The 24,190-nt window shown below is 64.3% G+C and carries 25 protein-coding genes; 13 read left to right on the forward strand and 12 right to left on the reverse strand.

Going from position 1 to position 24,190, the window contains the following annotated elements; translation table 11 throughout:
- The first annotated feature begins 118 nt into the window (after positions 1–118).
- Positions 119–535 carry a host attachment family protein gene (locus AAGT95_RS07155; RefSeq protein ID WP_342596031.1) on the forward strand — a complete coding sequence of 139 codons (417 nt, stop codon included), beginning with the start codon at positions 119–121 and terminating at the stop codon, positions 533–535.
- A gap of 30 nt (positions 536–565) precedes the next feature.
- Here AAGT95_RS07155 and AAGT95_RS07160 read toward each other — a convergent pair whose 3' ends face one another.
- Positions 566–1,492 (reverse strand): LysR family transcriptional regulator, encoded by a 927-nt coding sequence (locus AAGT95_RS07160; RefSeq protein ID WP_342596032.1) that lies wholly within the window; start codon positions 1,490–1,492, stop codon positions 566–568.
- Between the two features lie 152 nt (positions 1,493–1,644).
- Between AAGT95_RS07160 and AAGT95_RS07165 the strand changes: the two genes are divergently transcribed.
- Complete coding sequence (locus tag AAGT95_RS07165) at positions 1,645–2,421, forward strand: ferredoxin--NADP reductase (RefSeq protein WP_110602074.1); 777 nt, start codon at positions 1,645–1,647, stop codon at positions 2,419–2,421.
- 252 nt (positions 2,422–2,673) lie between these two features.
- Here the strand turns inward: AAGT95_RS07165 and glnK are convergent, their stop codons facing one another.
- The 3 genes from glnK to AAGT95_RS07180 form a co-directional block, all read right to left on the reverse strand.
- Positions 2,674–3,012, reverse strand: a complete 339-nt coding sequence (glnK, locus tag AAGT95_RS07170; RefSeq protein ID WP_075568466.1) for a P-II family nitrogen regulator — start codon at positions 3,010–3,012, stop codon at positions 2,674–2,676.
- 168 nt (positions 3,013–3,180) lie between these two features.
- On the reverse strand, positions 3,181–4,431 hold the full coding sequence (locus AAGT95_RS07175; RefSeq protein WP_110597807.1) for an ammonium transporter: 1,251 nt from the start codon (positions 4,429–4,431) through the stop codon (positions 3,181–3,183).
- A gap of 25 nt (positions 4,432–4,456) precedes the next feature.
- Entirely contained in the window at positions 4,457–4,795 is a 339-nt protein-coding gene (locus AAGT95_RS07180; RefSeq protein ID WP_110707158.1) for a P-II family nitrogen regulator, read from the reverse strand.
- A 298-nt stretch (positions 4,796–5,093) separates the two neighbouring features.
- On the opposite strand from AAGT95_RS07180, the gene AAGT95_RS07185 reads away from it, so the two are divergent.
- A complete protein-coding gene (locus AAGT95_RS07185; protein WP_110597806.1) occupies positions 5,094–5,420 on the forward strand; it encodes an accessory factor UbiK family protein in 327 nt (108 codons plus the stop codon).
- A gap of 176 nt (positions 5,421–5,596) precedes the next feature.
- Positions 5,597–7,117: a YifB family Mg chelatase-like AAA ATPase gene (locus AAGT95_RS07190; RefSeq protein WP_342596033.1), complete on the forward strand. Its 1,521-nt coding sequence runs from the start codon at positions 5,597–5,599 to the stop codon at positions 7,115–7,117.
- A 13-nt stretch (positions 7,118–7,130) separates the two neighbouring features.
- Here the strand turns inward: AAGT95_RS07190 and AAGT95_RS07195 are convergent, their stop codons facing one another.
- From AAGT95_RS07195 to AAGT95_RS07205, 3 genes are read right to left on the reverse strand one after another with little or no spacing between them, the layout of a single operon-like run.
- Positions 7,131–8,243 (reverse strand): aminotransferase class I/II-fold pyridoxal phosphate-dependent enzyme, encoded by a 1,113-nt coding sequence (locus AAGT95_RS07195; RefSeq protein ID WP_342596034.1) that lies wholly within the window; start codon positions 8,241–8,243, stop codon positions 7,131–7,133.
- Positions 8,244–8,267: 24 nt separating this feature from the next.
- Entirely contained in the window at positions 8,268–8,765 is a 498-nt protein-coding gene (locus tag AAGT95_RS07200; RefSeq protein ID WP_342596035.1) for a hypothetical protein, read from the reverse strand.
- Positions 8,762–9,757, reverse strand: coding sequence for an alpha/beta hydrolase (locus tag AAGT95_RS07205; protein ID WP_342596036.1), 996 nt, complete (start codon positions 9,755–9,757; stop codon positions 8,762–8,764). Before AAGT95_RS07205 ends, AAGT95_RS07200 begins: the two co-directional genes overlap by 4 nt.
- A gap of 249 nt (positions 9,758–10,006) precedes the next feature.
- On the opposite strand from AAGT95_RS07205, the gene AAGT95_RS07210 reads away from it, so the two are divergent.
- Both AAGT95_RS07210 and AAGT95_RS07215 read left to right on the forward strand, forming a co-directional pair.
- A complete protein-coding gene (locus AAGT95_RS07210; protein ID WP_342596037.1) occupies positions 10,007–12,187 on the forward strand; it encodes a malate synthase G in 2,181 nt (726 codons plus the stop codon).
- Positions 12,188–12,570: 383 nt separating this feature from the next.
- Positions 12,571–12,987, forward strand: a complete 417-nt coding sequence (locus AAGT95_RS07215) for a PaaI family thioesterase (protein WP_110597800.1) — start codon at positions 12,571–12,573, stop codon at positions 12,985–12,987.
- Between the two features lie 56 nt (positions 12,988–13,043).
- On the opposite strand, the gene AAGT95_RS07220 is transcribed toward AAGT95_RS07215, so the two are convergent.
- On the reverse strand, positions 13,044–14,261 hold the full coding sequence (locus tag AAGT95_RS07220; protein WP_342596038.1) for an MFS transporter: 1,218 nt from the start codon (positions 14,259–14,261) through the stop codon (positions 13,044–13,046).
- A 104-nt stretch (positions 14,262–14,365) separates the two neighbouring features.
- On the opposite strand from AAGT95_RS07220, the gene AAGT95_RS07225 reads away from it, so the two are divergent.
- Positions 14,366–15,289, forward strand: a complete 924-nt coding sequence (locus AAGT95_RS07225) for a LysR substrate-binding domain-containing protein (RefSeq protein ID WP_110597798.1) — start codon at positions 14,366–14,368, stop codon at positions 15,287–15,289.
- Positions 15,290–15,696: 407 nt separating this feature from the next.
- Here AAGT95_RS07225 and AAGT95_RS07230 read toward each other — a convergent pair whose 3' ends face one another.
- Positions 15,697–16,083: a DUF423 domain-containing protein gene (locus AAGT95_RS07230; protein ID WP_342596039.1), complete on the reverse strand. Its 387-nt coding sequence runs from the start codon at positions 16,081–16,083 to the stop codon at positions 15,697–15,699.
- 142 nt (positions 16,084–16,225) lie between these two features.
- Here AAGT95_RS07230 and AAGT95_RS07235 point away from each other — a divergent pair, with 142 nt between their 5' ends.
- The 4 genes from AAGT95_RS07235 (at position 16,226) to trmB (ending at position 19,624) form a co-directional block, all read left to right on the forward strand.
- Positions 16,226–17,704, forward strand: coding sequence for an alanine/glycine:cation symporter family protein (locus tag AAGT95_RS07235; RefSeq protein WP_110597796.1), 1,479 nt, complete (start codon positions 16,226–16,228; stop codon positions 17,702–17,704).
- An 86-nt stretch (positions 17,705–17,790) separates the two neighbouring features.
- Complete coding sequence (gene thiS, locus AAGT95_RS07240) at positions 17,791–17,991, forward strand: sulfur carrier protein ThiS (RefSeq protein WP_110707565.1); 201 nt, start codon at positions 17,791–17,793, stop codon at positions 17,989–17,991.
- 32 nt (positions 17,992–18,023) lie between these two features.
- Positions 18,024–18,821 carry a thiazole synthase gene (locus tag AAGT95_RS07245; RefSeq protein ID WP_110597795.1) on the forward strand — a complete coding sequence of 266 codons (798 nt, stop codon included), beginning with the start codon at positions 18,024–18,026 and terminating at the stop codon, positions 18,819–18,821.
- 77 nt (positions 18,822–18,898) lie between these two features.
- Complete coding sequence (gene trmB, locus AAGT95_RS07250; RefSeq protein ID WP_110597794.1) at positions 18,899–19,624, forward strand: tRNA (guanosine(46)-N7)-methyltransferase TrmB; 726 nt, start codon at positions 18,899–18,901, stop codon at positions 19,622–19,624.
- A gap of 27 nt (positions 19,625–19,651) precedes the next feature.
- Here trmB and AAGT95_RS07255 read toward each other — a convergent pair whose 3' ends face one another.
- A complete protein-coding gene (locus AAGT95_RS07255; RefSeq protein ID WP_342596040.1) occupies positions 19,652–20,560 on the reverse strand; it encodes a DMT family transporter in 909 nt (302 codons plus the stop codon).
- A 93-nt stretch (positions 20,561–20,653) separates the two neighbouring features.
- Here AAGT95_RS07255 and AAGT95_RS07260 point away from each other — a divergent pair, with 93 nt between their 5' ends.
- Positions 20,654–21,583, forward strand: coding sequence for a LysR family transcriptional regulator (locus AAGT95_RS07260; protein WP_342596041.1), 930 nt, complete (start codon positions 20,654–20,656; stop codon positions 21,581–21,583).
- Positions 21,584–21,769: 186 nt separating this feature from the next.
- Here the strand turns inward: AAGT95_RS07260 and AAGT95_RS07265 are convergent, their stop codons facing one another.
- Complete coding sequence (locus AAGT95_RS07265; RefSeq protein WP_110597791.1) at positions 21,770–22,690, reverse strand: AEC family transporter; 921 nt, start codon at positions 22,688–22,690, stop codon at positions 21,770–21,772.
- A gap of 92 nt (positions 22,691–22,782) precedes the next feature.
- Here AAGT95_RS07265 and AAGT95_RS07270 point away from each other — a divergent pair, with 92 nt between their 5' ends.
- Entirely contained in the window at positions 22,783–23,319 is a 537-nt protein-coding gene (locus tag AAGT95_RS07270; protein WP_157958323.1) for a hypothetical protein, read from the forward strand.
- 57 nt (positions 23,320–23,376) lie between these two features.
- On the opposite strand, the gene AAGT95_RS07275 is transcribed toward AAGT95_RS07270, so the two are convergent.
- Positions 23,377–24,126, reverse strand: coding sequence for an FKBP-type peptidyl-prolyl cis-trans isomerase (locus AAGT95_RS07275; protein WP_110597789.1), 750 nt, complete (start codon positions 24,124–24,126; stop codon positions 23,377–23,379).
- Positions 24,127–24,190 lie beyond the last annotated feature (64 nt).

A 24,190-nucleotide genomic window follows, 5' to 3' on the forward strand; every position in this document is an offset into this window, starting at 1 on the left:
CTTGGCGACTTCGCCCCGCACCTGCGGGGCGAAGTCGTTTCTGTCGGCGTGAAGGTTGAGCGATGAAGGAATCTCTACCAAGCTTGGATCACGATCCACGGAACAGGAGAGAGTGATCATGGAAAAGACCTTCGTCGTTGCTGCCGACGCGTCCCGCGCGCGTATTTTCGCCCTGGAGGCTCGGGTGCTGCGTGAAATCGAGACACTGACGCATCCGGAATCCCGGCTGCATACGGGGGATCTGCGCACGGGAGGCGAGGGGGCGGTCACTTCCGGGCCCAGTCAGCGTCAAACCGGCAACGACAATGCCACCTCGGAGAAACAGGCGATGTTTTTCGCCAAGGAGGTCGCCGGCTACCTGCGCAAAGCGAGAACCCAGGGCAAGGCCGACAAGTTCGTGCTGATTGCCGCGCCGCAGTTCCTGGGCCATCTGCGCGACAAGCTCGACAAGCCAACGCTCGACTGCGTGGTCCAGACGCTCGACAAGGACCTCTCGAAAGCCAACGAGGACGAGATCATCAGCAAGCTCGATTGATCTTCGATCAGGGCCGACGATGACTCTCTGTCAGGGGATCGTCGGCAGGTCGATCTCGTCGCTGCGCTGAATGCCGGTTGTCATCTCGCGACACAGGCGCAGGAACTCGCGCATGCCGGTCGTCAGGTATTTCTGACGATGCCAGATGAAGGCGAAGCGGCGGGAAAGATCCAGCTCCGGTGTCGCGATCGGCACCAGGCTGCCGCGTCGGAAAGCGTCTCTCAGCGCCAGGCGAGAGACGCAGCCGATGCCGAGACCGGACTCCACGGCGCGCTTGATCCCTTCGGTATGCTCCAGTTCGAGCAGAATATTGAAACGCCCTCGGCGGTGACGCATGGCATGTTCCAGCGTCCGACGCGTGCCTGAACCCACTTCGCGCATGATCCACGCCTCGCGCAGCAGCCGTTCGACATCGGCGCTTCCAGCCTCGGCCAGAGGGTGGCGTGGCGAGCAGAACACCGTCAGGTCGTCTTCGATCCAGGGTTGGATGACGACGTCGTCGTGCTGGCAGTCACCCTCGATCAGGCCCAGGTCCAGCTCGTGCAGCGCGATGCGCTCGACGATGGAGGCGGTGTTGCGGACGTGCAGCCGGACCCGGCTTTCCGGGTAGCGCTGCATGAAATCGCTGATCAACAGTGTCGCCAGGTAATTGCCGATCGTCAGCGTCGCGCCCACCTCCAGCGAGCTGATACCGCTCTGGCCCTGCAGCAGTTCCTCGATCTCCTCGCCGCGATCCAGTAGCGCGACCGCCTTGGGCAGCAGTTGAAAGCCCAGCGCATTCAGCTTGAGGCGCTTGCCGAGCCGATCCAGCAGTTGGCAGTCGAACTGTCTTTCCAGTTCCGCCAATGCGGTACTCGTTGCCGACTGCGACATCGACAGAGTCTGCGCGGCCCGAGACACGCTCTGATGCTGGGCAATCGCCACGAAAACCTCGAGCTGTCGCAGGGTGTAGCGCATGAGTTGCGGCCCTTATCGATTTTATGGATATAGGATATCCAAATAACCCACTTAACAGAATACCTACGCTTTCTTATAGTCGTCACATCTACTCGGCATCCCGTTTATGCCTTTTCGCTATTATTGATTAACGTCATCGCAAGGAGCCGGTCATGAGCAAATTTGCGCTGGAAGAAGTCTTGAGCGTTCACCACTGGAACGACACCCTGTTCAGCTTCCGGACCACGCGTGAGCGCAGCCTGCGCTTCAAGAACGGGCAGTTCGTGATGATCGGCCTGGAAGTGAACGGCAAGCCGTTGGTGCGTGCCTACTCCGTCGCCAGCCCCAATTACGAAGACCACCTGGAGTTCTTCAGCATCAAGGTCCAGGACGGTCCGCTGACGTCGCGCCTGCAGCATCTCAAGGTCGGCGACCAGATCATGGTCAGCCGCAAGCCCACGGGTACGCTGGTCTGCGACGATCTGCTGCCGGGGCGCAATCTCTACATGCTCTCCACTGGCACTGGCCTTGCGCCGTTCATGAGCCTGATCCAGGATCCCGAGGTTTACGAGCGTTACGAGAAGGTCGTGCTGATCCACGGCGTGCGTACCGTCAGCGAACTGGCCTATGCGGACTTCATCTCCAAGGAGCTGCCGGCACACGAGTACCTGGGCGACGAGATTCGCGACAAGCTGGTCTACTACCCGACGGTGACCCGTGAGGAATTTCATACCATGGGCCGTCTGACCGACCATATCCGCAGTGGCAAACTGGTCGAGGATACCGGCCTGCCGCCGCTGGATCCGAAACAGGACCGGGCCATGATCTGCGGCAGCCCGGCGATGCTCGAAGAGACCAGCGAGCTGCTCGACGAACTCGGATTTGCCATCTCGCCGCGCATGGGCGAGCCGGGCGATTACGTCATCGAGCGGGCCTTTGTCGAAAAGTAAGGTCGAAAAGTAAGGTCGAGAAGTAACCCTAGCCAAGAGTCGCGAGCTACGGGCTTCGCGCAAGACCAAAAGCCGGTTCCCAGTTCCGAACGAAAGATGCCAGCAACGCTATCGTCGCTGGCATCTTCTCGTTCAAGGGCAATATTCTGATTTTCGTGGCTCGTGGCTCGTGGCTCGTGGCTCGTGGCTCGTGGCTCGTGGCTCGTGGCTCGTGGCTCGTGGCTCGTGGCTCGTGGCTCGTGGCTCGTGGCTTTAGACGGCGTCCTTGCCGGTTTCACCAGTACGAATCCGAATGACCTGCTCCAGCGGCGAGACGAAGATCTTGCCGTCGCCGATCTTGCCGGTATTGGCCACCTTGGTGATGGCATCGATTACCTGGTCGCTCATGCCGTCGTCGACGGCGACTTCCAGCTTGATCTTGGGAAGGAAGTCGACCACGTATTCGGCGCCACGGTAGAGCTCGGTGTGGCCCTTCTGGCGACCGAAGCCCTTGACCTCGGTCACGGTGACGCCCTGCACGCCGATCTCGGACAGAGACTCACGCACGTCGTCCAGCTTGAACGGTTTGATAATGGCGGTAACCAGTTTCATGGAAGTTCTCCTCACGTGCGATAGGCGGATGATGTGCGCTCAACTCATCGAGTGGCCGTTCGAATGCCCGACGACTAGTAGTTTAAGCATACACCGCCGATCGCGGGAATTAAAAAAGGCCCCCCGAAGGGGGCCAGGGGAGCACGCCAGCTCACTCGGTGTGTCGGCTCACTTCTTGCCGACGTTGAATTCAGGATAGGCTTCCATACCGCATTCCGCGATATCGACGCCTTCATATTCTTCTTCTTCGGAGACTCGGATACCCATCACGGCCTTGATGATGCCCCACACCACCAGGCTGGCGATGAAGGTCCAGGCGAAGATGGTCGCGATACCCAGGAGCTGAGCGCCGAACGTGGCGTCGCCGTTGGAGAGCGGTACGGCGAGCAGGCCCCAGATGCCGACGACGCCATGGACCGAGATCGCGCCGACCGGGTCGTCGATCTTCACCTTGTCGAGCGTCACGATGGCGATGACCACCAGCAGACCACCGACAGCGCCGATCAGCGTTGCGCCAAGGGCAGTGGGAGCCAGCGGCTCGGCGGTGATGGCGACCAGGCCGGCCAGCGCGCCATTCAGCGCCATGGTCAGGTCCGCCTTGCGGAACCACAGCTTGGCCAGAATGATCGCGGCGATGACACCGCCGGCAGCCGCCGCGTTGGTGTTGACGAAGACCTGAGCAACGGCGTTGGCTTCATCGACATTGGACACCATCAGTTCGGAGCCGCCGTTGAAGCCGAACCAGCCCAGCCACAGGATGAAGGTCCCGAGCGTTGCCAGCGGCAGGTTGGAGCCAGGGATCGCGTAGATGGCGCCGTTCTTGCCGTACTTGCCCTTGCGAGCGCCCAGCAGCAGCACACCGGCGAACGCGGCCGTGGCACCACAGAGGTGGACGACGCCAGAGCCGGCGAAATCCTGGAAACCGGCCGCGTCGAGGAAGCCGCCACCCCATTTCCAGTAGCCCTGAATCGGGTAGATGAAGCCGGTCATGACGACTGCGAAGAGCATGAATGCCCACAGTTTCATACGCTCGGCGACGGCGCCGGAGACGATCGACATTGCGGTGGCAACGAAGACGACCTGGAAGAAGAAGTCGGAGCGTGCGGAGTAGTAGACGTCGCCGCCGCTGGACATCACGTCGTCGACGCTGTTCTCTGCGCCGATCAGGAAGCCGAGGTTGGGCAGGAAGCCACCGCTCTCGCTGGAGTACATGATGTGATAGCCCACCAGCAGGTACATGGTGCAGGCGATGGCGTAGAGAACGACGTTCTTGGTCAGGATCTCGGTGGTGTTCTTGGCGCGGACCAGTCCCGCCTCGAGCATGGCGAACCCTGCCGCCATCCACATCACCAGGGCGCCCGTCACCAGAAAGTAGAAGGTGTCGAGTGCGTAGGAAAGTTGAACTACTTGATCATTCATTCTTTTGTCTCCTCGTTCCGCGCCGTCAAACGGCGTCGGCCCCGCGTTCCCCGGTACGAATCCGGATCACATCTTCGAGTGGCGTGACGAATAGTTTGCCGTCGCCGATCTTGCCGCTGTTGGCGGCATTGCGGATCGAGTCCAGCACACCATCGACACGATCGTCTTCGACAGCGATCTCCACTTTCACCTTCGGCAGGAAATCGACGACATACTCCGCGCCGCGGTAAAGCTCTGTATGGCCTTTTTGACGACCGAACCCTTTCACTTCGGTGACGGTGATGCCTTGCACGCCGTTATCGGCCAGCGCTTCGCGCACATCGTCGAGCTTGAAGGGTTTAATGATGGCGGTGATGAGTTTCATCCCTTGTCTCTCCCGTAATCGGCTTGCGCCTTCAGGTGATAGGCAGGACACATGCCATTTGCCGATGAGGGTAAAAAAATCAATAAGTTGTTGGTGGTCTCGAGTGCGGCCGCTAGCGATGCGTCGCCGCCGAGACCGGTGGTTGCACCAGAATCATGCAGACCGGTTTTGTGGCTGCACCTTTTATGCGCAGGCGTAAAGCCGGGAGTTTACGTTATGCGCAGGCGTAAAGCCGGGAGTTTGCGTAGACTTGAGTGACAGGCCATCGAAGACATCGGGAAATCAAGGAGACAATTTCATGTCGGCACAGGATCGGTTCGAGCGTCTGACCAGGCAGCTGAGTGACAAGCTCCATGGTGCCTCCCAGGCGCCGGGTGACATCCAGCGCAACGTGCAGGGGGTATTGCGGGGCGCCATGGAGCGTATGGAGATCGTTTCCCGGGAAGATTTCGACATCATGATGGAAGTGCTCCAGCGCACGCGTGAGCGTGTCGAGGCGCTGGAGGAGCAGGTGGCGGCGCTGGAGAACACACTGCAGAGCGAGCAGGCGGCCCAGCCCCGCGTGGAGCCCAGCACTCCGCCAGGCGACGACACCGATGGCAGCGCCCACGGAACCAAACCCTGACCACGCCGGAGCTGACTCCAGTTGATTCGTGTCGCCGCCGGGCATCCTCGCCCGGCTGGTGGCGGCGATCGAGTTGCGATATCACGTAACATTATGTAGTTGTAGGGCCATGAAGGATGTCGCCCCGGCATCTCCTGGCCTGCGGCAACTGCCCAGGTGCCGACCTGGGAGCTCCCATGACGCTTGCCATCGTGCGCGCCCGCGCCAGCCTCGGACTCGAGGCCCCCGAAGTGCTGATCGAGGTTCATCTGAGTAACGGTTTGCCAGGGTTGACGCTGGTGGGCCTGCCCGAGGCCGCGGTCAAGGAGAGTCGCGAACGGGTTCGCAGCGCGCTCATCAACGCCGGTTTCGAGTTTCCTTCACGTCGCATCACGCTCAACCTGGCGCCTGCCGACCTGCCCAAGGATGGCGGTCGCTTCGATCTGCCCATTGCGCTGGGCATTCTGATGGCGTCCGGCCAGGTTCCCGTCGAGGCGGCCGAACGGCTCGAAGTCGTCGGCGAGCTGGCGCTGGACGGTGCGCTGCGGCCGGTCACGGGCGCACTCCCGACGGCACTGGCGGCGCGGCGCTCAGGCCGGGGGCTTATCGTTCCGCTCGCCAATGCCGATGAGGCGGCATTGGCCGACGGCGTCGAGGTGTTCGCGGCGGGGCATCTGCTCGAGGTCGTGGGCCATTTACTCGGTCGCGAGAAGCTCGTTGCGCACCAATTTGGCGCGCCCGTCAACGCGGAACTGCCCCAACCGGACATGGCAGATGTCAAAGGGCAGCATCAGGCGCGCCGGGCACTGGAGGTCGCGGCGGCGGGTGGTCACAACCTGTTGCTGGCGGGGCCGCCAGGCACGGGCAAGACCATGTTGGCGAGCCGGCTGGCCGGCATTCTGCCACCGCTGACACAGGATGAGTCGCTCGAGGTGGCGGCGGTACGGTCGGTGTGCGGGCTGCCGATCATGGAGCGCTGGGGGCAGCGGCCGTTTCGCAATCCGCACCACACCTCGAGCAGCGTGGCGCTGGTGGGCGGCGGTGCGCGGCCGCGGCCCGGCGAGATCTCGCTCGCGCACCAGGGCGTGCTGTTTCTGGATGAACTGCCGGAGTTCGACCGCCACGTGCTGGAAGTGCTGCGGGAGCCGATGGAGTCGGCGCAGATCCTGATCTCCCGGGCCAATCATCAGCGCCGCTTTCCGGCCCGTTTTCAGCTCGTCGCGGCGATGAACCCCTGCCCCTGTGGCCATCTCGGCGATCCGCGTCAGCGCTGCCACTGCAGCTCCGCCCAGATCCAGCGCTACCAGTCGCGTCTGTCCGGCCCCTTGCTGGACCGGATCGATCTGCAGGTCGAGGTGCCGGCGCTGCCGGCCACCCAACTGACCGATCAGACGCCTGGTGAGTCTTCCGCCAGCGTGAGGAAGCGGGTTCTCGCCGCCCGCCGGCGCCAGCAAGCGCGGGGCCATCTCAACGCCCATCTGCCCGGCCCCGAGCTGGAAGCCGCCTGCGCCTTGTCCGCGTATGAGCGGCAGTGGTTCGCCAGCGTGCTGGATCGACTCAATCTTTCCGCGCGGGCCTATCACCGCGTATTACGGGTGGCGCTGACCCTGGCCGACCTCGGCGGGGAAGCGCGGGTCGGCAAGGCGCAACTGATGGAGGCGATCGGCTATCGCCAGCTGGACCGCATGCTGAAGTCCAACGATCCCATGCGAGCGTAATTCGGGATACGACTCATCCCCCGTTCCGCAGTGTCGACGCCAATGTCTCGAGCCTGCCCGGCACCAGGGCGTCATCCAGCGCGCTGATCCGCAGTAGATGGCCCAGGGCCGGATGCGCCGGGCGGTGGATCACCGTGCCTTCCCCCAGCAGTTGCCGATGGATCGCGCTGGCGCGCTCGGCGTCGCTCAGACGCAGCGCCACGAAATTGGTCGTGCTGGGGAGCACATCGCCGCCGCATTCCCGCAGCCAGGCACTCAGGGCCTCGCGCCGGTTTACCACCGCGGTCACGTGCTCGCGGGTCTCGTCGGGGTGCGCGAGAACGGTCTCCGCGGCCGCCAGGGCCAGCGACGAGACGGCGTAGTGAATCCTCACTTTCAGCAGCATGGCGTGGGTTTCCGGCGTGGCGATGGCGTAGCCCACGCGCAGCCCGGCGAGGCCATGGGCCTTCGAGAAGGTGCGCAGGCGAATCACCCCTGGCCACACCGCACTCGCCGCTGGTGCCCAGGCGTCGTCGCGGAAATCATGATAGGCCTCGTCGAGGACCAGGGTGCAGTCGTCGGGGAGGGCGTCGCGAAGCGCCAGCACGTCGGCGTCGTCGTGGAGATGGCCGCTGGGATTGTCGGGGTTGGCGAGATAGACCACGCGGGCACGCTCGCGATTGGCCTCGGCCGCCAGGGCGGCGAGATCCGGCGCCAGCAGGTCTGCGCGACTGGTGTAAGCGACTTCCCGTTGGCGGCAGCCGTGTCCCTGCACGAAGTAGCTCCAGGTGGGGTAGGTACCGGCGCTGGTGACCACGGTATCGCCCGGTTCGCAGAGGGCGCGCAGTGTCAGCGCCATCAGGCTGTCCGCGCCCGCATCCACCAGCAGCGCCTCCATCGGCAACCCCAGGGTCTCGGCCAGTCGCTGGCGAACCTGCCACGCCTCGGCATCGCCGTAGGTGCGGGCGAGGTCGGCGACATCCTTTCCGAACCGGGCCTTCAGAGCCCGATGCGGCATGTCGAGTCCTTCGTTGGAGCCGATACGGTGCGGCAGGGCATGCCCTAACCTGCGCTCCAGCGCCTGCAACCCGGGGAAGGGGTTGTGGGGGCCATCTTGATTGCCGAGGTGGCGAGCAAAGCGTGACATGAATATCTCTCTCGGACGTGAAAATCAGGGGGATTCGGTGGTTCTGGGCAGGGCATCGGGGTCGAGGGCGCCACTGGCTTGCCACTGCCAGTGCTCACCGCCGGGCTGGGAGAGATCGAACTGCAGACGATAGGGCTGCAAGGTCCGGTCGCTCAATCGCAGCGGGGGCGAGTCGGCCGTCAGTTCGGCCTGGAGCAGCCATTGTCCGTCGACTCGCGCCGACATCGAGGCTGGCGCCCAATCCAGGACATGTGGAGCATTCTCGTTGCTCAGCAGCGCCCGCCCCAGTGCCTCGTTCAGCGCAGCCGGGGTGATCGGCAGCGTCTCGGCGACTTCCGCGGGGCGCAGCAGGATCGTGATTGCCGGGGTGTCCTGCGCGGGCCAGGGGGGAGAGGCCAGCAATCCACGGGCGGCGTTGGCGGCGAGGCCCTTCAGTGCCTCGCGGGCGTCCGGCGGCGACTGGCTGAGACCGGCGCATCCGCCCAGCATGAGCAACACGAGCCCGGTGATCAGCGATTTCATGGCGCGGGCAGCGGGTCGGGGGGATGGGTCGCGGCGAAGCGCGTCAGAAAATCGTCGAGCGCCTCGAACAGCAGGCGGCGAATCGACTCCGCCTCGTTGACCAGATGGTGGCGGGCATCGGGATGACGCACGATCTCGGCGCGGGGGAACTTCCTGCGGAGCGCCTTGAGATTCCAACTCCAGTCGACGGTCAGGTCCTGTTCTCCCTGCAGGATCAGCACCGGCAACTCGCTGGGTGGCCGCTTGAGCAGGGTCGGCATCCAGCGGCGCATGGCCGTGACCCAGGTCAGGGCCAGATGGTCATCCTGCAGGGGGTCGTGCAGACGCAGGAAGTCGGCGAAATCGAGATTGGTGGTATTGGCGCGATACTTTCGCGGGATGGTATCCACGAAAGGACTGGCGATACGGTGTAGCCAGCGGGACTGATTCCAGCCCCAGGGGCGGACCAGGGGCGCCAGCAGCACCAGCCCTTGCCACGGTGCCTGGTCGCCGCGCGCCAGCGCGTCGGTGGCCACGATCGACGCACCGGTGCTCTGGCCGATCGCCAGCCACGGCCCCGGCGCCAGATGTCGTTCCGCGATCTGGCGTTCGATATCGTTGAAGCACTTCACGTAGTCGGTGAAGTCGTCGATGGTGGCACGGGCCCCGCTGGAGAGCCCATGGCCGGGCAGATCCCACATCACCACCTGCCAGCCGAGCGTCAGCAGGCGTTCGAGCAGGTGACCGTAGAGACCGAGGTGATCGAAGTAGCCGTGGACCACGAAGATCGTTCCCCGAGGCGACGGGGGCGCCCAGACCTGGACCCAGAGGTCGAACCTCCTCTCCTGCTCTCCCTCGGCCTGGAGAAAGCCGGCATGGAGCTCCAGGTTCTCGATGCTGCCCAGCAGCGCCGATAGCCGGTAGTGGTCGAGGTAGTCGGCCAAGGGCGAATCGGAGGGCGTCTTGATGTGATGAAGCGGGCCAACCGCCTTCAATGGCGAAAAGTCGAGCATGTACGTGTCTCCTGATCCACCTATGCTACTCGTCGTGCGCTACCGAGACCATGACAGGGTGCGGGAGACGATGATCGATAGCTCGGGATGCGAAGGGAGGACGAAGGTCGGGGGAGACAACGCCCGAGCGGCTGACTATGATGCCGTATATTCTATGGAAATATTTTCCACAAACGGTCCAGTGGGCACGATGGCGTCGCGATCGAGGCGGCGGACGTGGCCTGAGCGACTACCGATCTGGAGGCGAACATGACATCCGACACGACGAAACGTACCACTCATCACCGGCTGCGGGTAGCGACAGCGCTCGAGCGCTTCATTGTCGACGAAGTCCTGCCGGGTACCGATATCGACGTCGATGCCTTCTGGGCCGGCTTCGACGCGCTGATCCACGATCTCGCTCCACGTAATCGCGAGCTGTTGGCCGAGCGCGATCGTCTCCAGCAACAACTCGACGACTGGCATCGCGACAATCCCGGCGAGATCAAGGATATGGCGGCCTATCGCGCCTTCCTCAAGAAGATCGGCTATCTGGTGGACGCCCCCGCGAAGGTCCAGGCCACCACGACCAACGTGGATGACGAGATCGCGCGGCAGGCCGGGCCTCAACTGGTGGTGCCGGTCAATAACGCCCGCTATGCGCTCAACGCTGCCAACGCCCGCTGGGGAAGCCTCTACGATGCGCTATACGGCACCGACGTGATCAGCGAGGCCGATGGCGCCGAGAAGGGGAGCGCCTACAACCCCAAGCGCGGCGACAAGGTGATCGCCTACGCCCGCAACGTGCTCGATATGGCCGCCCCGCTGGCGACCGGTTCGCATCGGGAAGCGGTCGGTTATGTCGTTCGTGACGGTCGGCTGTCGGTCAAGCTGGAGGGCGGACGAGACACCGGCCTGAAGAATCCGGGCCAGTTCGTCGGCTTCCAAGGCGAGGCGCCATCGCCCGACGCGATCCTGCTCTCCAATCACGGCCTGCATCTCGAGATCCAGATCGACGCCGAGCACCCGATCGGCAAGACCGATCCGGCGCACGTCAAGGACCTGCTGGTCGAGGCGGCGGTGACCACGATCATGGATTGCGAGGATTCGGTGGCGGCAGTCGATGCCGAGGACAAGACGCTGGTCTATCGCAACTGGCTCGGGCTGATGAAAGGCGATCTCGAGGAGCGCTTCGACAAGGGCGGCAAGACCGTCACCCGCCGACTCAACCCGGATCGCGACTACACCTTGCCGGACGGCGGCTCCCTGACCCTGCCGGGCCGTTCGCTGATGTTCGTGCGTAACGTCGGCCATCTGATGACCACGCCAGCCATTCTCGACGACGAGGGTAACGAGATCCCCGAGGGCATACTGGATGCGGTGATGACCTCGCTGATCGGTCTGCACGACCTGAAGCGGGAGCGCGGCAACTCGCGCGCCGGTTCGCTCTACATCGTCAAGCCCAAGATGCACGGGCCGAAGGAAGTCGCCTTCGCCGACGAGCTGTTCGGACGCGTCGAACAGCTGCTCGGGCTGCCGACGGCCACGCTGAAGATGGGCATCATGGACGAGGAGCGCCGGACCTCGGTCAACCTGAAAGCCTGTATCGACGCAGCAGCCTCGCGTGTCGCCTTCATCAACACCGGTTTCCTGGACCGCACCGGCGACGAGATGCACACCGCGATGAACGCGGGACCGATGCTGCGCAAGGGCGACATGAAGGGCAGCCGCTGGATCGGCGCCTACGAGCGCAGCAACGTCCAGATCGGCCTGGCCTGCGGACTGCGGGGCCGAGCCCAGATCGGCAAGGGCATGTGGGCGATGCCGGATCTGATGGCGGCCATGCTCGAACAGAAAGTGGGCCATCCCAAGGCGGGTGCCAATACCGCCTGGGTGCCGTCACCCACCGCGGCGGTACTGCATGCGCTGCACTACCACCAGATCGACGTGGGGGCGATTCAGCGCGATATGGAGGAGCAGGGCGAAGTGGATCTTCTCGACGATCTGCTGACCGTGCCGGTCGACCCCGAGGCGGCCTGGAGCGCCGAGGAGATCCAGCAGGAGCTCGACAACAACTGCCAGGGCATCCTTGGCTACGTGGTGCGCTGGGTCGAGCACGGGGTGGGCTGCTCCAAGGTGCCGGACATCCACGATGTCGGCCTGATGGAGGATCGTGCCACGCTGCGCATCTCCAGCCAGCACATCGCCAACTGGCTGCATCACGGCATCGTCGACGAGGCCCAGGTGCGCGAGACACTGGAGCGCATGGCCAAGGTGGTCGACGGCCAGAATGCCGACGATCCGGGCTATACGGCGATGACATCGCATCTGGCGGACTCCACCGCCTTCCAGGCGGCGTCGGACCTGATCTTCAAGGGCCGCGAGCAGCCTTCCGGCTACACCGAGCCGTTGCTGCATCACTGGCGGGCGGTGGACAAGGCCAAGGGCTGAGAACCCTTTACAAACGCCTGCATGGGCGTCGGGGGCAAGGCGAAGCGAGGGTCCTCGGCCAGGGATGGCAAAGGTAGCGCCCGGGGATGGGTCTACAGCGCCCTCGCAACGCCTTGCCATCGAGCAAGTCCATTCCGGCCACCGGTGTGAAAGAAACAGTAGGCAAAGCCCGACAACCGTCCGACTTCGACGCCAGCGACCCCGGTCGCTGGCGTCGGCGTGTGTGGGGCGGCGCTGCGGTCGCGATGATCGATGGGATGGGCCGGTGCGTCCGGCTGTGCCTGATGCGCGGCTTGCGCTATCTTGGGCGCAACGTTCTCGAGCGTCCTGTGCCTGGGCATGAGGTCCGGCGTGCCGAGAACCGCTGCCGGGGGGAGAGTTCGATGACCGTGATGACCGCCGCCGAGATCGAGGATTACCTCGACGACGTCTTTCCACACCGCCAGGGGACCATCGAAGCGGTCGACCACCTGCGCGCCACCATGAGCCTGGCGATCGAGGACGAACACCTCCGCCCCGGCGCCAGCGTATCGGGGCCATCGATGATGGGGCTGGCCGACGTCTGTCTCTACGTGGCGATCCTGGCCGAGATCGGGCCCGAGGCGATGGCCGTGACCAGCAGCCTCAACTGCCACTTCCTGCGCCGTGCCCGCGGCGACCGGGACCTGATCGCCAATGCGCGCATCCTCAAGCTGGGCCGACGGTTGGCGGTGGGGGAGGTGCAGCTCTTTTCCACCGGCGACGACGATCCCGTGGCACTGGTCACGGCGACCTATGTGCTGCCGGATCGCGACGATTGATCGAGGGCCCCAGGGTTACGGCGAGCACACCTGTCCATTCTCGATCACTGGGGCACTCAACGTGGTAGACGCCATAGGCGCCCCACGGCGAGTATCTGGAGTGCGATCATCAGCGAAAAGGTCCAGCGCCAGGCGGCTTCCGGGTAGTGCCCGTTGGTTTGCGACCAGAGTTCTATCATCCAACCTACGGCGTACTGGAGCATGAATCCTCCCAAGGTTGCGGCCATATTGAGCAGGCTGATCAGCCGTCCGGATAGGTGTGACGGTAATTCGGCCGCGAGCCAGGCGTAGGTGAGAATAGGGCCGACGGTGAGCAGCCCGAATGCGATCCACAGCAGATTGATGCCAGGCAACGGCAACCAGACGATCATGCCCTGCACCGCGACGAAACCGATCGACATGAGTCTCATCGGTCGAATCAACGGTACGCCACGCCGGAGCAAGCGGTCGGTGATCGCGCTGAGCAATAGCTGGCCTACCACGATGGCTGTCGCCAAGCCCAGCAGGTAGAGAGCGGTGACTCTCTCGCTCAATCCGGCCACTTCGCGCATCCACCCGCCCGCCCAGAGCCCTTGCCAAGCCAGCCAACTACCTTCACAAAGCAGCGTCATCGGCCAGAGTCGCATGAACAGTGGGTGGCGCATCACCGCCATGAGCCCGCCCAACGAGGCGCCACTGGTCTCGCGCTCGGCGGGGTGGGTGGGCACCACCGCCCAGATCAAGAGGGCAAGTAGCAGCGTAACCACCGCCAGCGCGTGAAAGAGCGTTTGCCAATCGAGAACCCTGAGCAGCGCCTCGGTGGGCAGGGTAGCCAGTAGCGCACCCAATCCCGCCAAGCCCAGCAGCGTGCCGTTCGCCAGCGCCAGCCGCTCGGCAGGCCACCACAGTACATTGGCCCGGTAGGCACCTGCCCAGCAGGCGCCCAAACCCACTCCCATCAGCAGTCGTCCAGCCAGGGCGGCCCGGTAGTCTGGAACGGTGAACAGCCAGGCGCCCAGTGCCGCCACGACCATGAAGGAAGCGACGGTTCGGCGTGAGCCAAAACGATCCAGCAACAGGCCTGACGGAATCTGCACCAGCGCCAGTGCCAACAGGAAGACGCTGGAGAGAAGTCCCAACTGCTCGGGGCCGATATCGAGATTCTGGCGCAGCGCCGGCGCGATCACGCCATTGACGTTGCGATAGAGCTCCGAGATCAGGTAGGCCAGCATGAAGGGAGTAAACACCAGCAAGAGACGCGCTCTGCCGGAGATGTGATTATCGCAGGTTTTCACGGTGTCTCGCGGCCATTGGAATTTGCTGAAATCGTAGTATCTGGCTGCGACGACGACGATCGCGTAATACGCTGGCAAAACCTGCAACTTTTTCAGGTATCGAAATGACACGAAGCACGCTTCCCTACCATGCCCTTCACGTCTTGGTGGCCGTGGCCGATCGTGGCAGCATTCGCGCTGCCGCAAGACACATTGGCCGTTCGGAGTCTGCCGTCAGTCACCTGCTCAAGGATCTGGAGCGACGTCTGGGGAGGACATTGCTGGAACGTAAAGGGCGCGGCATCGAACTGACGCCGCTGGCTTTGCGCTATGTGAGCCGGCTGCGCGAGCCCTTTCACCACATCGACCAGGCAACGACAGAATTCGTCGCCGAGCCGCTACCCCAGCATGTCGTGCTGACGCTGCCACCGGCGCTTGCCACGCTGTGGCTGGTGCCAGCCATTACCGATTTCGAGCAGTCGCTGCCGGAGGTCGAGCTGCGTCTGGTCACGACCAATCGGACGCTGGATCTCTATCGCGACGGTATCGATCTGGCGATCCGCTACCGCGCCGATGGCCGCTCTGGCGGGCAGGCCATGCTGACGCTACCGGAGTACGCCTTTCCGGTCTGCGCCCCGTCGCTGGCCGAGCGGCTGCGACTGCAGCCGTCGGCGCTGGGGGAGATGCGGCGTCTGATCAACGACGCCCATTACGAAGAATGGTCCCTCTGGCAACGCACTCTGGATGAGCCGGTCGTACTTTCCGCATGGACCGAGCGGTTGGCCGACTCCACCCTGACGTTGGAAGCGGCGGCGCAGGGATATGCCTTGGCCATGGGACGTACGCCGTTGGTCAATGGCCTGCTGACGTCGGGTCGCCTGTCCGCACCGCTGGGAACCCACTATCCCACTGGTGCCATCTATGAGGTGGTGTTCAACGAGCGGTCCGCGCGTTCGGAGGCCTGTCGACGAGTCACCGACTGGATCGGCCAGCAATTCGCTCTTTCCTCCCGGACAGGGGAAACGTCGACATCCATACCGTCGTCTTGAACGGCGATACCCTGTTGGTTCCTGATTTCCCCGTCTCGACGATGACCCCGTGGCGCTGATCACGGCGACCTATGGGCTGCCGGATCGCGACGATGGATCTCCGTTGACTCGACCACGGTCACGACCTGGGCCCTGTCCGGGAAGGGCAGCGCTCGCGCATGTGGCGTTGAAACGTGGCTCACGGAACAAGGTTCAGAACGTCCGAAGGACGACCCGAAGGGCGAGCGGGGCGAATCACCGGCTCATTTGCCCCCGTCCACCAGGGCACCAACCCGATCTGCTCTCGGCTCGCCACATCCTTGTCGCTCGTGCTTCGTGCGGCGGCGTAGCCCCAATCGTCGATCTTGACGATGGGTCACCGACTTTTGCCTTGCCTCTCCTTTGGTCGTCGACTTTTCAGGCAATACCTAGCGCGTGGCCGGACGCTGTCGCCATGCGCTCCACGCCAGCACCAGCCACCCCGCCATCAGCAACAGGCCGCCGAAGGGCGTGACGATCCCCAGCGCTCGCATTCCGCCGAGCACCAGCAAGTAGAGCGAACCGCTGAACAGCACCATCCCCGCGAACCACAGCCAGATCGCCAGCCTCTGGCCGCGCAGGGCCTGCTTCCCCTGCCAGCCGAGCACGGCCATGACCGCCAGCGTGTGCCACGCCTGGTAGCGCACGGCAGTATGAAAGACCTCGAGATCGCGCGGCGACAGCGTGTTCGCCAGCGCGTGAGCGCCGAAGGCACCGGCCGCCACGATCAGGAACCCACTCAGGGCGGCAAGAAACCAGGGCCACTTTTGGTGCATGTTGCGACTCCTCGATGGCGGCTATGCTTCTAGAGGGCGTCAGCCGCGGAATTGACGCTCGCTAGTCTAGCGCGTAAAAAACCGGCTCGGCAGCCGCCTGCCAGCGTTTGCGACGTCATCGTTACCCATAAGGACTTCCGAAATGGAATTCATCAACACGCTTCACGACGCGGTCTATGCGGTCATGACCCCGCTCAGCGATTTTGTCTGGACCTACATCCTGCTGTACCTGTTGCTGGGCGCCGGGCTTCTGTTCACCGTGCTCACGCGCTTCATGCAGTTCCGGCTTTTCGGTCACATGGCGCGGGTCACTTTCAATAGTCGCGGCTCGGGTTCGGGTGTCAGCGGTTTTCAGGCCTTCGCCACTTCACTGGCGGCCAGGGTCGGTACCGGCAACCTGGCTGGCGTGGCGATAGCGCTGTGGGTCGGTGGTCCCGGGGCGATCTTCTGGATGTGGATGACGGCGCTGGTCGGCTTTGCCACGTCGTTCATCGAGTCGACCCTGGCCCAGACCTACAAGAAGCGCAACGAGGATGGCGTCTTCCGCGGCGGCCCTGCCTACTACATCGAACGGGCGCTGGGACAGCGCTGGATGAGCGTACTGTTCGCGATCTTCCTGCTGATCGCCTACGGGCTGGCGTTCAATGGCGCGCAGTCCAATACCATCGCCCAGGGCCTCTCCCAGGCGTTCTCGATTCCCAACTGGATGACCGGCGTCGCGCTGGTGATCATCACCGCGCTGGTCATCTACGGCGGGCTCAAGTCCGTGGCGCGTACCGCCGAGAAGATCGTGCCGATCATGGCCATCGGTTACTTCCTGGTGGCGCTGTACGTGCTGGTGGTGAACATCAGTGAAGTGCCCGCGATGCTGGAACTGATCGTCAAGAGTGCTTTCGGCTACGGCCCCGCCGTCGGCGGTGCGGTGGGCTACACCATCAAGATCGCGATGGAAAACGGCATCAAGCGCGGGCTGTTCTCCAACGAGGCGGGCATGGGCTCGGCGCCCAACGCCGCTGCCCAGGCCGACGTCAAGCACCCGGCGGCACAGGGACTGGTCCAATCTTTCGGCGTGTTCATCGATACCCTCGTGATCTGCAGCTGCACCGCTGTCGTGATTCTGCTTTCCGGCGTCTACGAGCGCCTGATGAGCACGTCGCCGGGTCAGGACATCGTCGGCATTCAGCTGACCCAGGACGCGATGGTCGATCATTTGGGCAGCTTCGGTGAGATCTTCATCGCGATTGCCATCTTCCTGTTCGCGTTCACTTCGATCATTGCCAACTTCTCCTACTCGCAGATCAATATCGAGTACCTGTTCAAGCGCCATGCCAAGCTGGCGGTATCGGTGTTGCGCGTCGCCGTGCTGGCGATGGTGATGATCGGCTCCGTCGCGCAACTGCAGTTCGTGTGGGACTTCGCCGATCTCGCCATGGGGCTGATGGCCACGACCAACCTCATCGCGATCCTGCTGCTGTGCCCGGTCGCCCTGCGCGTGCTCAAGGACTACGAGCGCCAGCGCAAGGATGGCGTGCGCGAGCCGACCTTCGATCCCAAGGGCGTGCTCAAGCGTCCCGAGCAAGTCGACGCCGATGTCTGGCCGGCGCGCGAAAGCACCGTCTGAATCCAGCATGGCGCCCGATCGGGATGCCTGAAGCGGCGTGAGGCGCTACAATGCGCCTCCTCGAGATCTGCTTCAGGGAGGCCGCCATGCAGATTCAGCTCAACGGTGAGCCCAGCCATTTCGACGGCGAGCCGACGCTGGCCCAACTGGTCGACTCGCTCGGCCTGTCGGGCCGGCGTATCGCCATCGAGGTCAACGAAGAGATCGTGCCACGCAGCCTGCACGCGCAGACGCGCCTGCAGGACGGCGACAGCGTGGAGATCGTGCACGCCATCGGTGGCGGCTGAGTCGCCGTCAGATTCACGACCAGGAGCCAACCATGACCCAGTCGATTCAGGACGCCCCGTTGATCGTAGCCGGACGCCGCTTCGCGTCTCGCCTGCTGGTTGGCACCGGCAAGTATCGCGACTTCGAGGAAACCGCCGCGGCGATCGAGGCCAGCGCTGCCGATGTGGTGACGTTCGCGGTTCGCCGGACCAACCTGGGCCAGAATCCGGACGAGCCCAATCTGCTCGACGCCATTTCGCCGTCACGCTATACGCTGCTGCCCAACACCGCCGGCTGCTACACCGCCAAGGACGCCGTGCGTACCTGCAAGCTCGCCCGCGAGCTGCTCGATGGCCACAATCTGGTCAAGCTCGAGGTCCTGGGTGACGACAAGACGCTCTATCCCAATGTGGTCGAGACGCTGGCGGCCGCGGAAACGCTGGTCAACGACGGCTTCGATGTCATGGTCTATACCAGCGACGACCCGATCGTGGCCAAGGAGCTCGAGCGTCGTGGCTGCTGCGCGGTGATGCCGCTGGGATCGCTGATCGGCTCCGGCAACGGCCTGCTCAATCCGGCAACGCTGGCGCTCATCCTCGAGCACGCCGAGGTGCCGGTGCTGGTCGATGCGGGTATCGGTACGGCGTCCGATGCGGCGCTGGCGATGGAGATGGGCTGCGATGGCGTACTGATGAACTCCGCCATCGCCCACGCCAGGCATCCGGTGATGATGGCCCATGCCATGCGCAAGGCGGTCGAAGCCGGACGCGAGGCGTTTCTCGCCGAGCGCATGCCACGTCGCCAGAGCGCCAGCCCCTCTTCGCCGTTCGCCGGACGCATCAACGGCTGAGCCTTCCCGTCGACGCCCATGGGGCCGCCGCTCGATCGGCGGCCATTTTCCTTTCCCCTGCCTGTTGATTCCCCTGCATGACTGACAAGACGACGCCCGACAACGAATCCGTCACCGACGCGCCCGCGCGCCGGGGCATCAAGAGCTACGTGCTGCGGGCCGGCCGCATGACGGCGGCGCAGGAGCGCGGCCTGAAGGAGGTATGGCCCAGGTGGGGGCTGACGCTGGCCGATGGCCGCCAGGACCTCGAGCAACTGTTCGGCCGCAAGGCACCCTGCGTGGTGGAGATCGGTTTCGGCATGGGCAAGTCGCTGGTCGAGCAGGCGGAGAGCCATCCCGAGACCGACTTCATCGGCATCGAGGTCCACGCGCCCGGGGTGGGCAAGCTGCTCGACGAGGCCGACAAGCGCGGGCTCACCAACCTGCGGGTCTATCGTGAGGATGCGCTGGCCGTACTGGCGGACTGTCTGCCGGAGGCGAGCATCGATACGCTGCAGCTCTTTTTCCCCGATCCGTGGCCCAAGAAGAAACATCACAAGCGGCGTATCGTGCAGCTGCCGTTCGTCGAGCTGGTGCGCTCCCGCCTCGAGCCGGGCGGCAAGCTGCACATGGCGACCGACTGGCAGGCCTACGCCGAGTTCATGGCAGAGGTCATGGCCGAGGCGCCGGGGTTCGTCAACACCGCGCCGGCCGAGACCGCGCCCTTCGTCGAGCGTCCCGCTTTTCGGCCGCTGACCAAGTTCGAACAGCGCGGCGAGCGGCTGGGGCACGGCGTCTGGGATCTCATCTATCGTCGGGATTGATCATCCCGGCGTCCGCCTGGCAACGCTTCAATGCGTACAGCCATCGAGGGGCCGCAAGCGGTGCTGGGCGATCAGCGCGACCGCCACGCCCAGCAGCGCCAGGGCCATCCCGCCGAGCTGGAGCGTCTCCACGCGCTCGCCGAACATCCCCGCACTCCACGCCAGGGTCACCGGCGGCGTCAGGTAGATGGCGCTGGAGACCGCATTGACGCCGAGACGTCGCAGACAGACGGTGAAGAAGCCGTAGCCGCCGAAACTCGACAGCAGCACCAGCCAACCCAGCGTCTGCCAGGTCAGCAGCGCGTTGCCCGGCAGCGCCAGGCCGCCCGTGCTCGCCGCGGCCAGGCCGAAAATCAGGGCCGCCGCGCTCAATTGCGCGGTCAGCGAGGCCGCCAGCCCCAATCCCGAAGGGCGTCGGGCGGCGAGCAGACTGCCCGCGGTCACGCTGATCACCGCGAGAATCGGTAGTGCGTAGGCCCAGCCGCCGGCGCTGCCCGCCCCCTGCCAGTCACCCGCGATGCAGAGCACCACGCCGCTGCCGGCCAGGCCGAGGCCGAGCCAGGCGACCGCCGGTAGCTGCTCGCGCAGCCACAGCGTGGCGATCGCCGCCGCCAGTAGCGGCTGCTGGGCGGTGATCAGCGCGGTGACGCTGGCGCTGACGCCCTCGCCGATGGCGAGCATCACGCACAGCAGATAGCCCCCCATGGTGAGGGCGCCGACAGCCATCTCGCGCAGCCAGCCTGACAGTGCCAGCGGGCGCCGGTCGTGAAGGCGCCACCAGAGCGCAGCCAGCACGGCGGCGATGACGAAGCGCCAGGCGAACAGGTCCAGCGCGTTCAGGGGGGCGCGACTGGCCAGCTCGCTGCCGATGAAACCGGAACTCCAGCAGATGACGAATCCTGTCATCAACATCACGTTCAGCGATAGCTCGCGCATGTCAGGCCCCCCGTGCCGGTCTGTTCGAAGTGGCTTGAGTCTGCGCGCGCTTGAGGATTCAATGAATCGAATAAAAATCTATTAGGGTTCAATATGATTGAAGTCAGCTCCATGCTCGATCTCGAACTGCTTCGGACCTTCCAGGTCGTCGCCCGGACGGGCTCGCTGGCGGCGACGGCGGAGATCCGCCACCGCACGCTCAGTGCCATCAGCATGCAGATGAAGCGACTGGAGGCCGAGCTGGACGTGCGGCTGCTCGAGCGTGGTCCGAGAGGCGTATCGCTGACCTCGAGTGGCGAGGTGCTGCTGCAGGAAGCCCGCGAATTGCTCCGCGTTCACGACACCCTGGTCAGCCGGTTCAGCGGCGAGCGCCTGAGTGGCCGCGTTCGACTGGGAATCCCCGAGGACTATGCCCGCGAGCTGCTCGACGATACCTTGCCCCAGTTCATGGCGCGCTACCCGGGCATTCTGCTGGACGTCAACACCGATACCAGCGGCCGTCTGGCGCGGGCACTCCGGAAGCGTCAGCTCGACCTGGGCATCGTGCTCGATCATGCCTCGGGGCTGGAGGGCGGCGAAACGCTATGGCATCCCACGCCGGTATGGGCGGCACCGATTCAGGGCGCCATCCATCGGGAGGCGGTCGTGCCCCTGGCGGTGCATCCCGAGCAGTGCCCCTATCGTCATCTGGCGATCGAGGGACTGGATTCGATCCAGCGACCGTGGCGGACCGTCTTCACCAGCACCAGTATCCACGCGGTGGAGAAGGCCATCGAGACCGGCATGGCGATCGGGGTGCTCGATCGCGAACGGGTTACCACGGCGATGCGGGCGCTGGACGAGAGCGACGGCCTGCCGCCGATCCGGCGGTGTGTCGCCCGGCTGCACTTCGCCCGGGGAATCGATGATGCATCGCAGCCCGCTGTCGAGGCGCTGGCCCAGCTGCTCCGGGAGCGACTGCGCGGTCGCGGGCCCTGGCAGCGGGACGCCTTGAGTGGACGCGATGGCGGACAGCGGCCCTGAGCATAAAAAAGCCGCCCCTGGCGGGGCGGCACTAAGGACCGTGACTAGCTTGATGAGGAGATAACCATGGCAGGAACCTGACATTCGCTGCTGTGGTCAGTGGCGTTTGGCGACGCCACGAGAGAAAGGTTAATCATTCTCATTTGTGATTGCAAGCGTAACGAGAATCTTTTTTATTTGCGGCTGTCAACTCACGCCGAAGGTGTGCAGCAGCAAGGGCAGGGTCGCCATCGCCAGTAGCGTCTGCCCGGTGATCACGGCGGCCATCAGCTCGGCGTCGCCGCCCAACTGACGAGCCAGAATGTAGGCAGAGGTTGCGGTCGGCAGCGCGGCGAACAGTAGTGCCACGTCGCGATCCGCGCCGTGGAGACCGACGGCCCAGGCCAGTGCCGCCACGATCAATGGCGTCGCGATCAGCTTGAGCCCGCTCGACAGCCAGAATGCCTTGCCGCTGCGCCAGAGCGCCTGAGGCCGCAGGGCAACGCCCACCGCGACCAGCCCCAGCGGCAGTGCGGCATCGCCGAGCAGGCCGATGGCCTCGAAGCTCCAGCCGGGCAGACCGATGCCGCCGAGGTTCAGGGCAATGCCCAGCAGGCAGGCGAGAATCAACGGATTGCGCAGCAACGCCATGGCGCTGCGGCCCAGGCTGGCGCTACCCAGCGTGCCGGAAGCGATGAACGCCAGCACGCAGAGGATGTTGGCCGCGGGAACCATCAGCGCGACCGCGACGGCCGCTACCGTGGTGCCGGCGGCGCCATGCAGGGCCGTGGCACCGGCGACGCCGACGTAGGTATTGAAGCGGACCACGCCCTGGAAGGCGGAGGTGAAGGCGGCAGGCGCCAGCTGGAGGCGATGCCGCATCAGCCATAGCCCCGCGCCCATCAGCGTCATCGTGCCGAGTAGCGTCACTCCGAGTCGAATGACCGGTACCTGACTGACGTCGGCGGTGGCCAGTGTCGCCACCAGCATGGCCGGAAACAGCAGGTAGTAGATGAAGCGTTCGAGCCGTGGCCAGAAATCGCCGCCCGGAAAACGTGCCCATCCCAGCCCTGCACCGAGTAAAATCAACAGAAATAGCGGGCCCAGGGCGTTCGCGATGTCGCTCATGTGTCATCCTTGTCGAGCGCTTCGGTGATGTGTAGCGCCGGTGACGGCCAGTCTATCGACTAATGCCCAACGCTTGGAGTCTCTGAAAGTCCATGGCTGCCTACGAAGAGGAAACTGCCCGACCTCGCATGCTCAATCTGCTGATCGGGGTCACCCTGATGACGATCGTCATCGCGCTCTGGTATCTGCTCGATTACTACTATCTGCGGGAGTCGACCCGGGACGTGACCTGGTATCCGCCGGCACAGGGCTGCGTACTGCTGAAGGGCGGTTGTCACGCCAGCCTGGGGGTCGACTCGTCGGTAGCGTTCGCGCTGCAGGAGGCGCATGACGAGAGCGGCACGCTGACGTTCGAGGCGCGTGTCCAGGGCCGGTCGCCGCAGTCGGTGACGGTCCAGTTCATCGGCCGCGACATGAACGTGCAGTCACGCCGTCTCACGTTGCAGTCGAAGGGGGATGGACTGTTCGTCGGAGAGGGTAATCTGGGGCTCTGCAGCGCGCATGTGGACGCCTGGCGGGCCCAGGTGGTCGTGCTCAGCGATCACGGCCTCAAAGGGAGCTGGTTCGATTTCGACAGCCAGCAGCCGGGAGGCGGGACGATGGGGCGGGAAGACCAGCGCTGCCTGTAAACACCGACGCCGGCCCGCAGGGGCCGGCGTCGATGAAGAAGACATACGGGACAGCGTTCAGCTGTCGTCGTTGTCCCCGTCGTCGCTGCTGCCAGCGTCGGCGGCATCGTCGGGATTGACCGCGAGCAGTTCGACCTTGAACTGCAGCGCCTGGTTGGGGCCGATGGGGCCGCCGGTGCCGGCCGGGCCGTAGGCCAGGTCGGAGGGGACGGTGATTTCCCAGGTGTCGCCGACGTGCATCATCTTCAGCGCTTCCTGCCAGCCCGGAATGACCTGGTCGACCTTGAACGAGATCGGCTCGCCGCGCTTGTAGGAGCTGTCGAAGACGGTGCCGTCGGGCAGGGTGCCCTCGTAGTTGACGCGCACGGTGTCGTCGGCACTCGGGGATTCGCCGTCACCGGATTCGAGAATCTGGTACTGCAAGCCGGAGTCGGTGGTCTTCACCCCATCCTTCTTGGCGTTCTCCGCGAGGAAGGCTTCGCTCTTCTTGCGGTTCTCGTCGGCGACTTTCTTCTGCTCGGCCTTCTGTTCGGCCACTTTCTTCTGCTGATACTGGGTCAGGGTGGTGCTGATCTCGTCCTGGCTCATCTGCAGGTCGTCATCGCCATAGACATCCTTGATCGCTGCCGCGAACGCATCGACGTCGAGATCCTTGATGTCCTTGGACAGGCCCTGACCGAGTGTGGCGCCGATGCTGTAGCTGAGCTTCGCCTGATCGCTGTCGAGGTCGACCTTGTCCTGGGCGAGGGCCGTCAACGGCATGGCCATGATGCTGCCGAGGGCGACGGCGGTTACCAAACGTTTCATGCAAACTCCTTGGGTCAGGAATGAAACCGATGCTGGCCAGTATGCGAAAGAAGCCTCAAACACC

It is taken from the genome of Salinicola lusitanus (genome assembly GCF_038648475.1).
GTDB classification, from domain to species: Bacteria; Pseudomonadota; Gammaproteobacteria; order Pseudomonadales; family Halomonadaceae; genus Salinicola; species Salinicola lusitanus.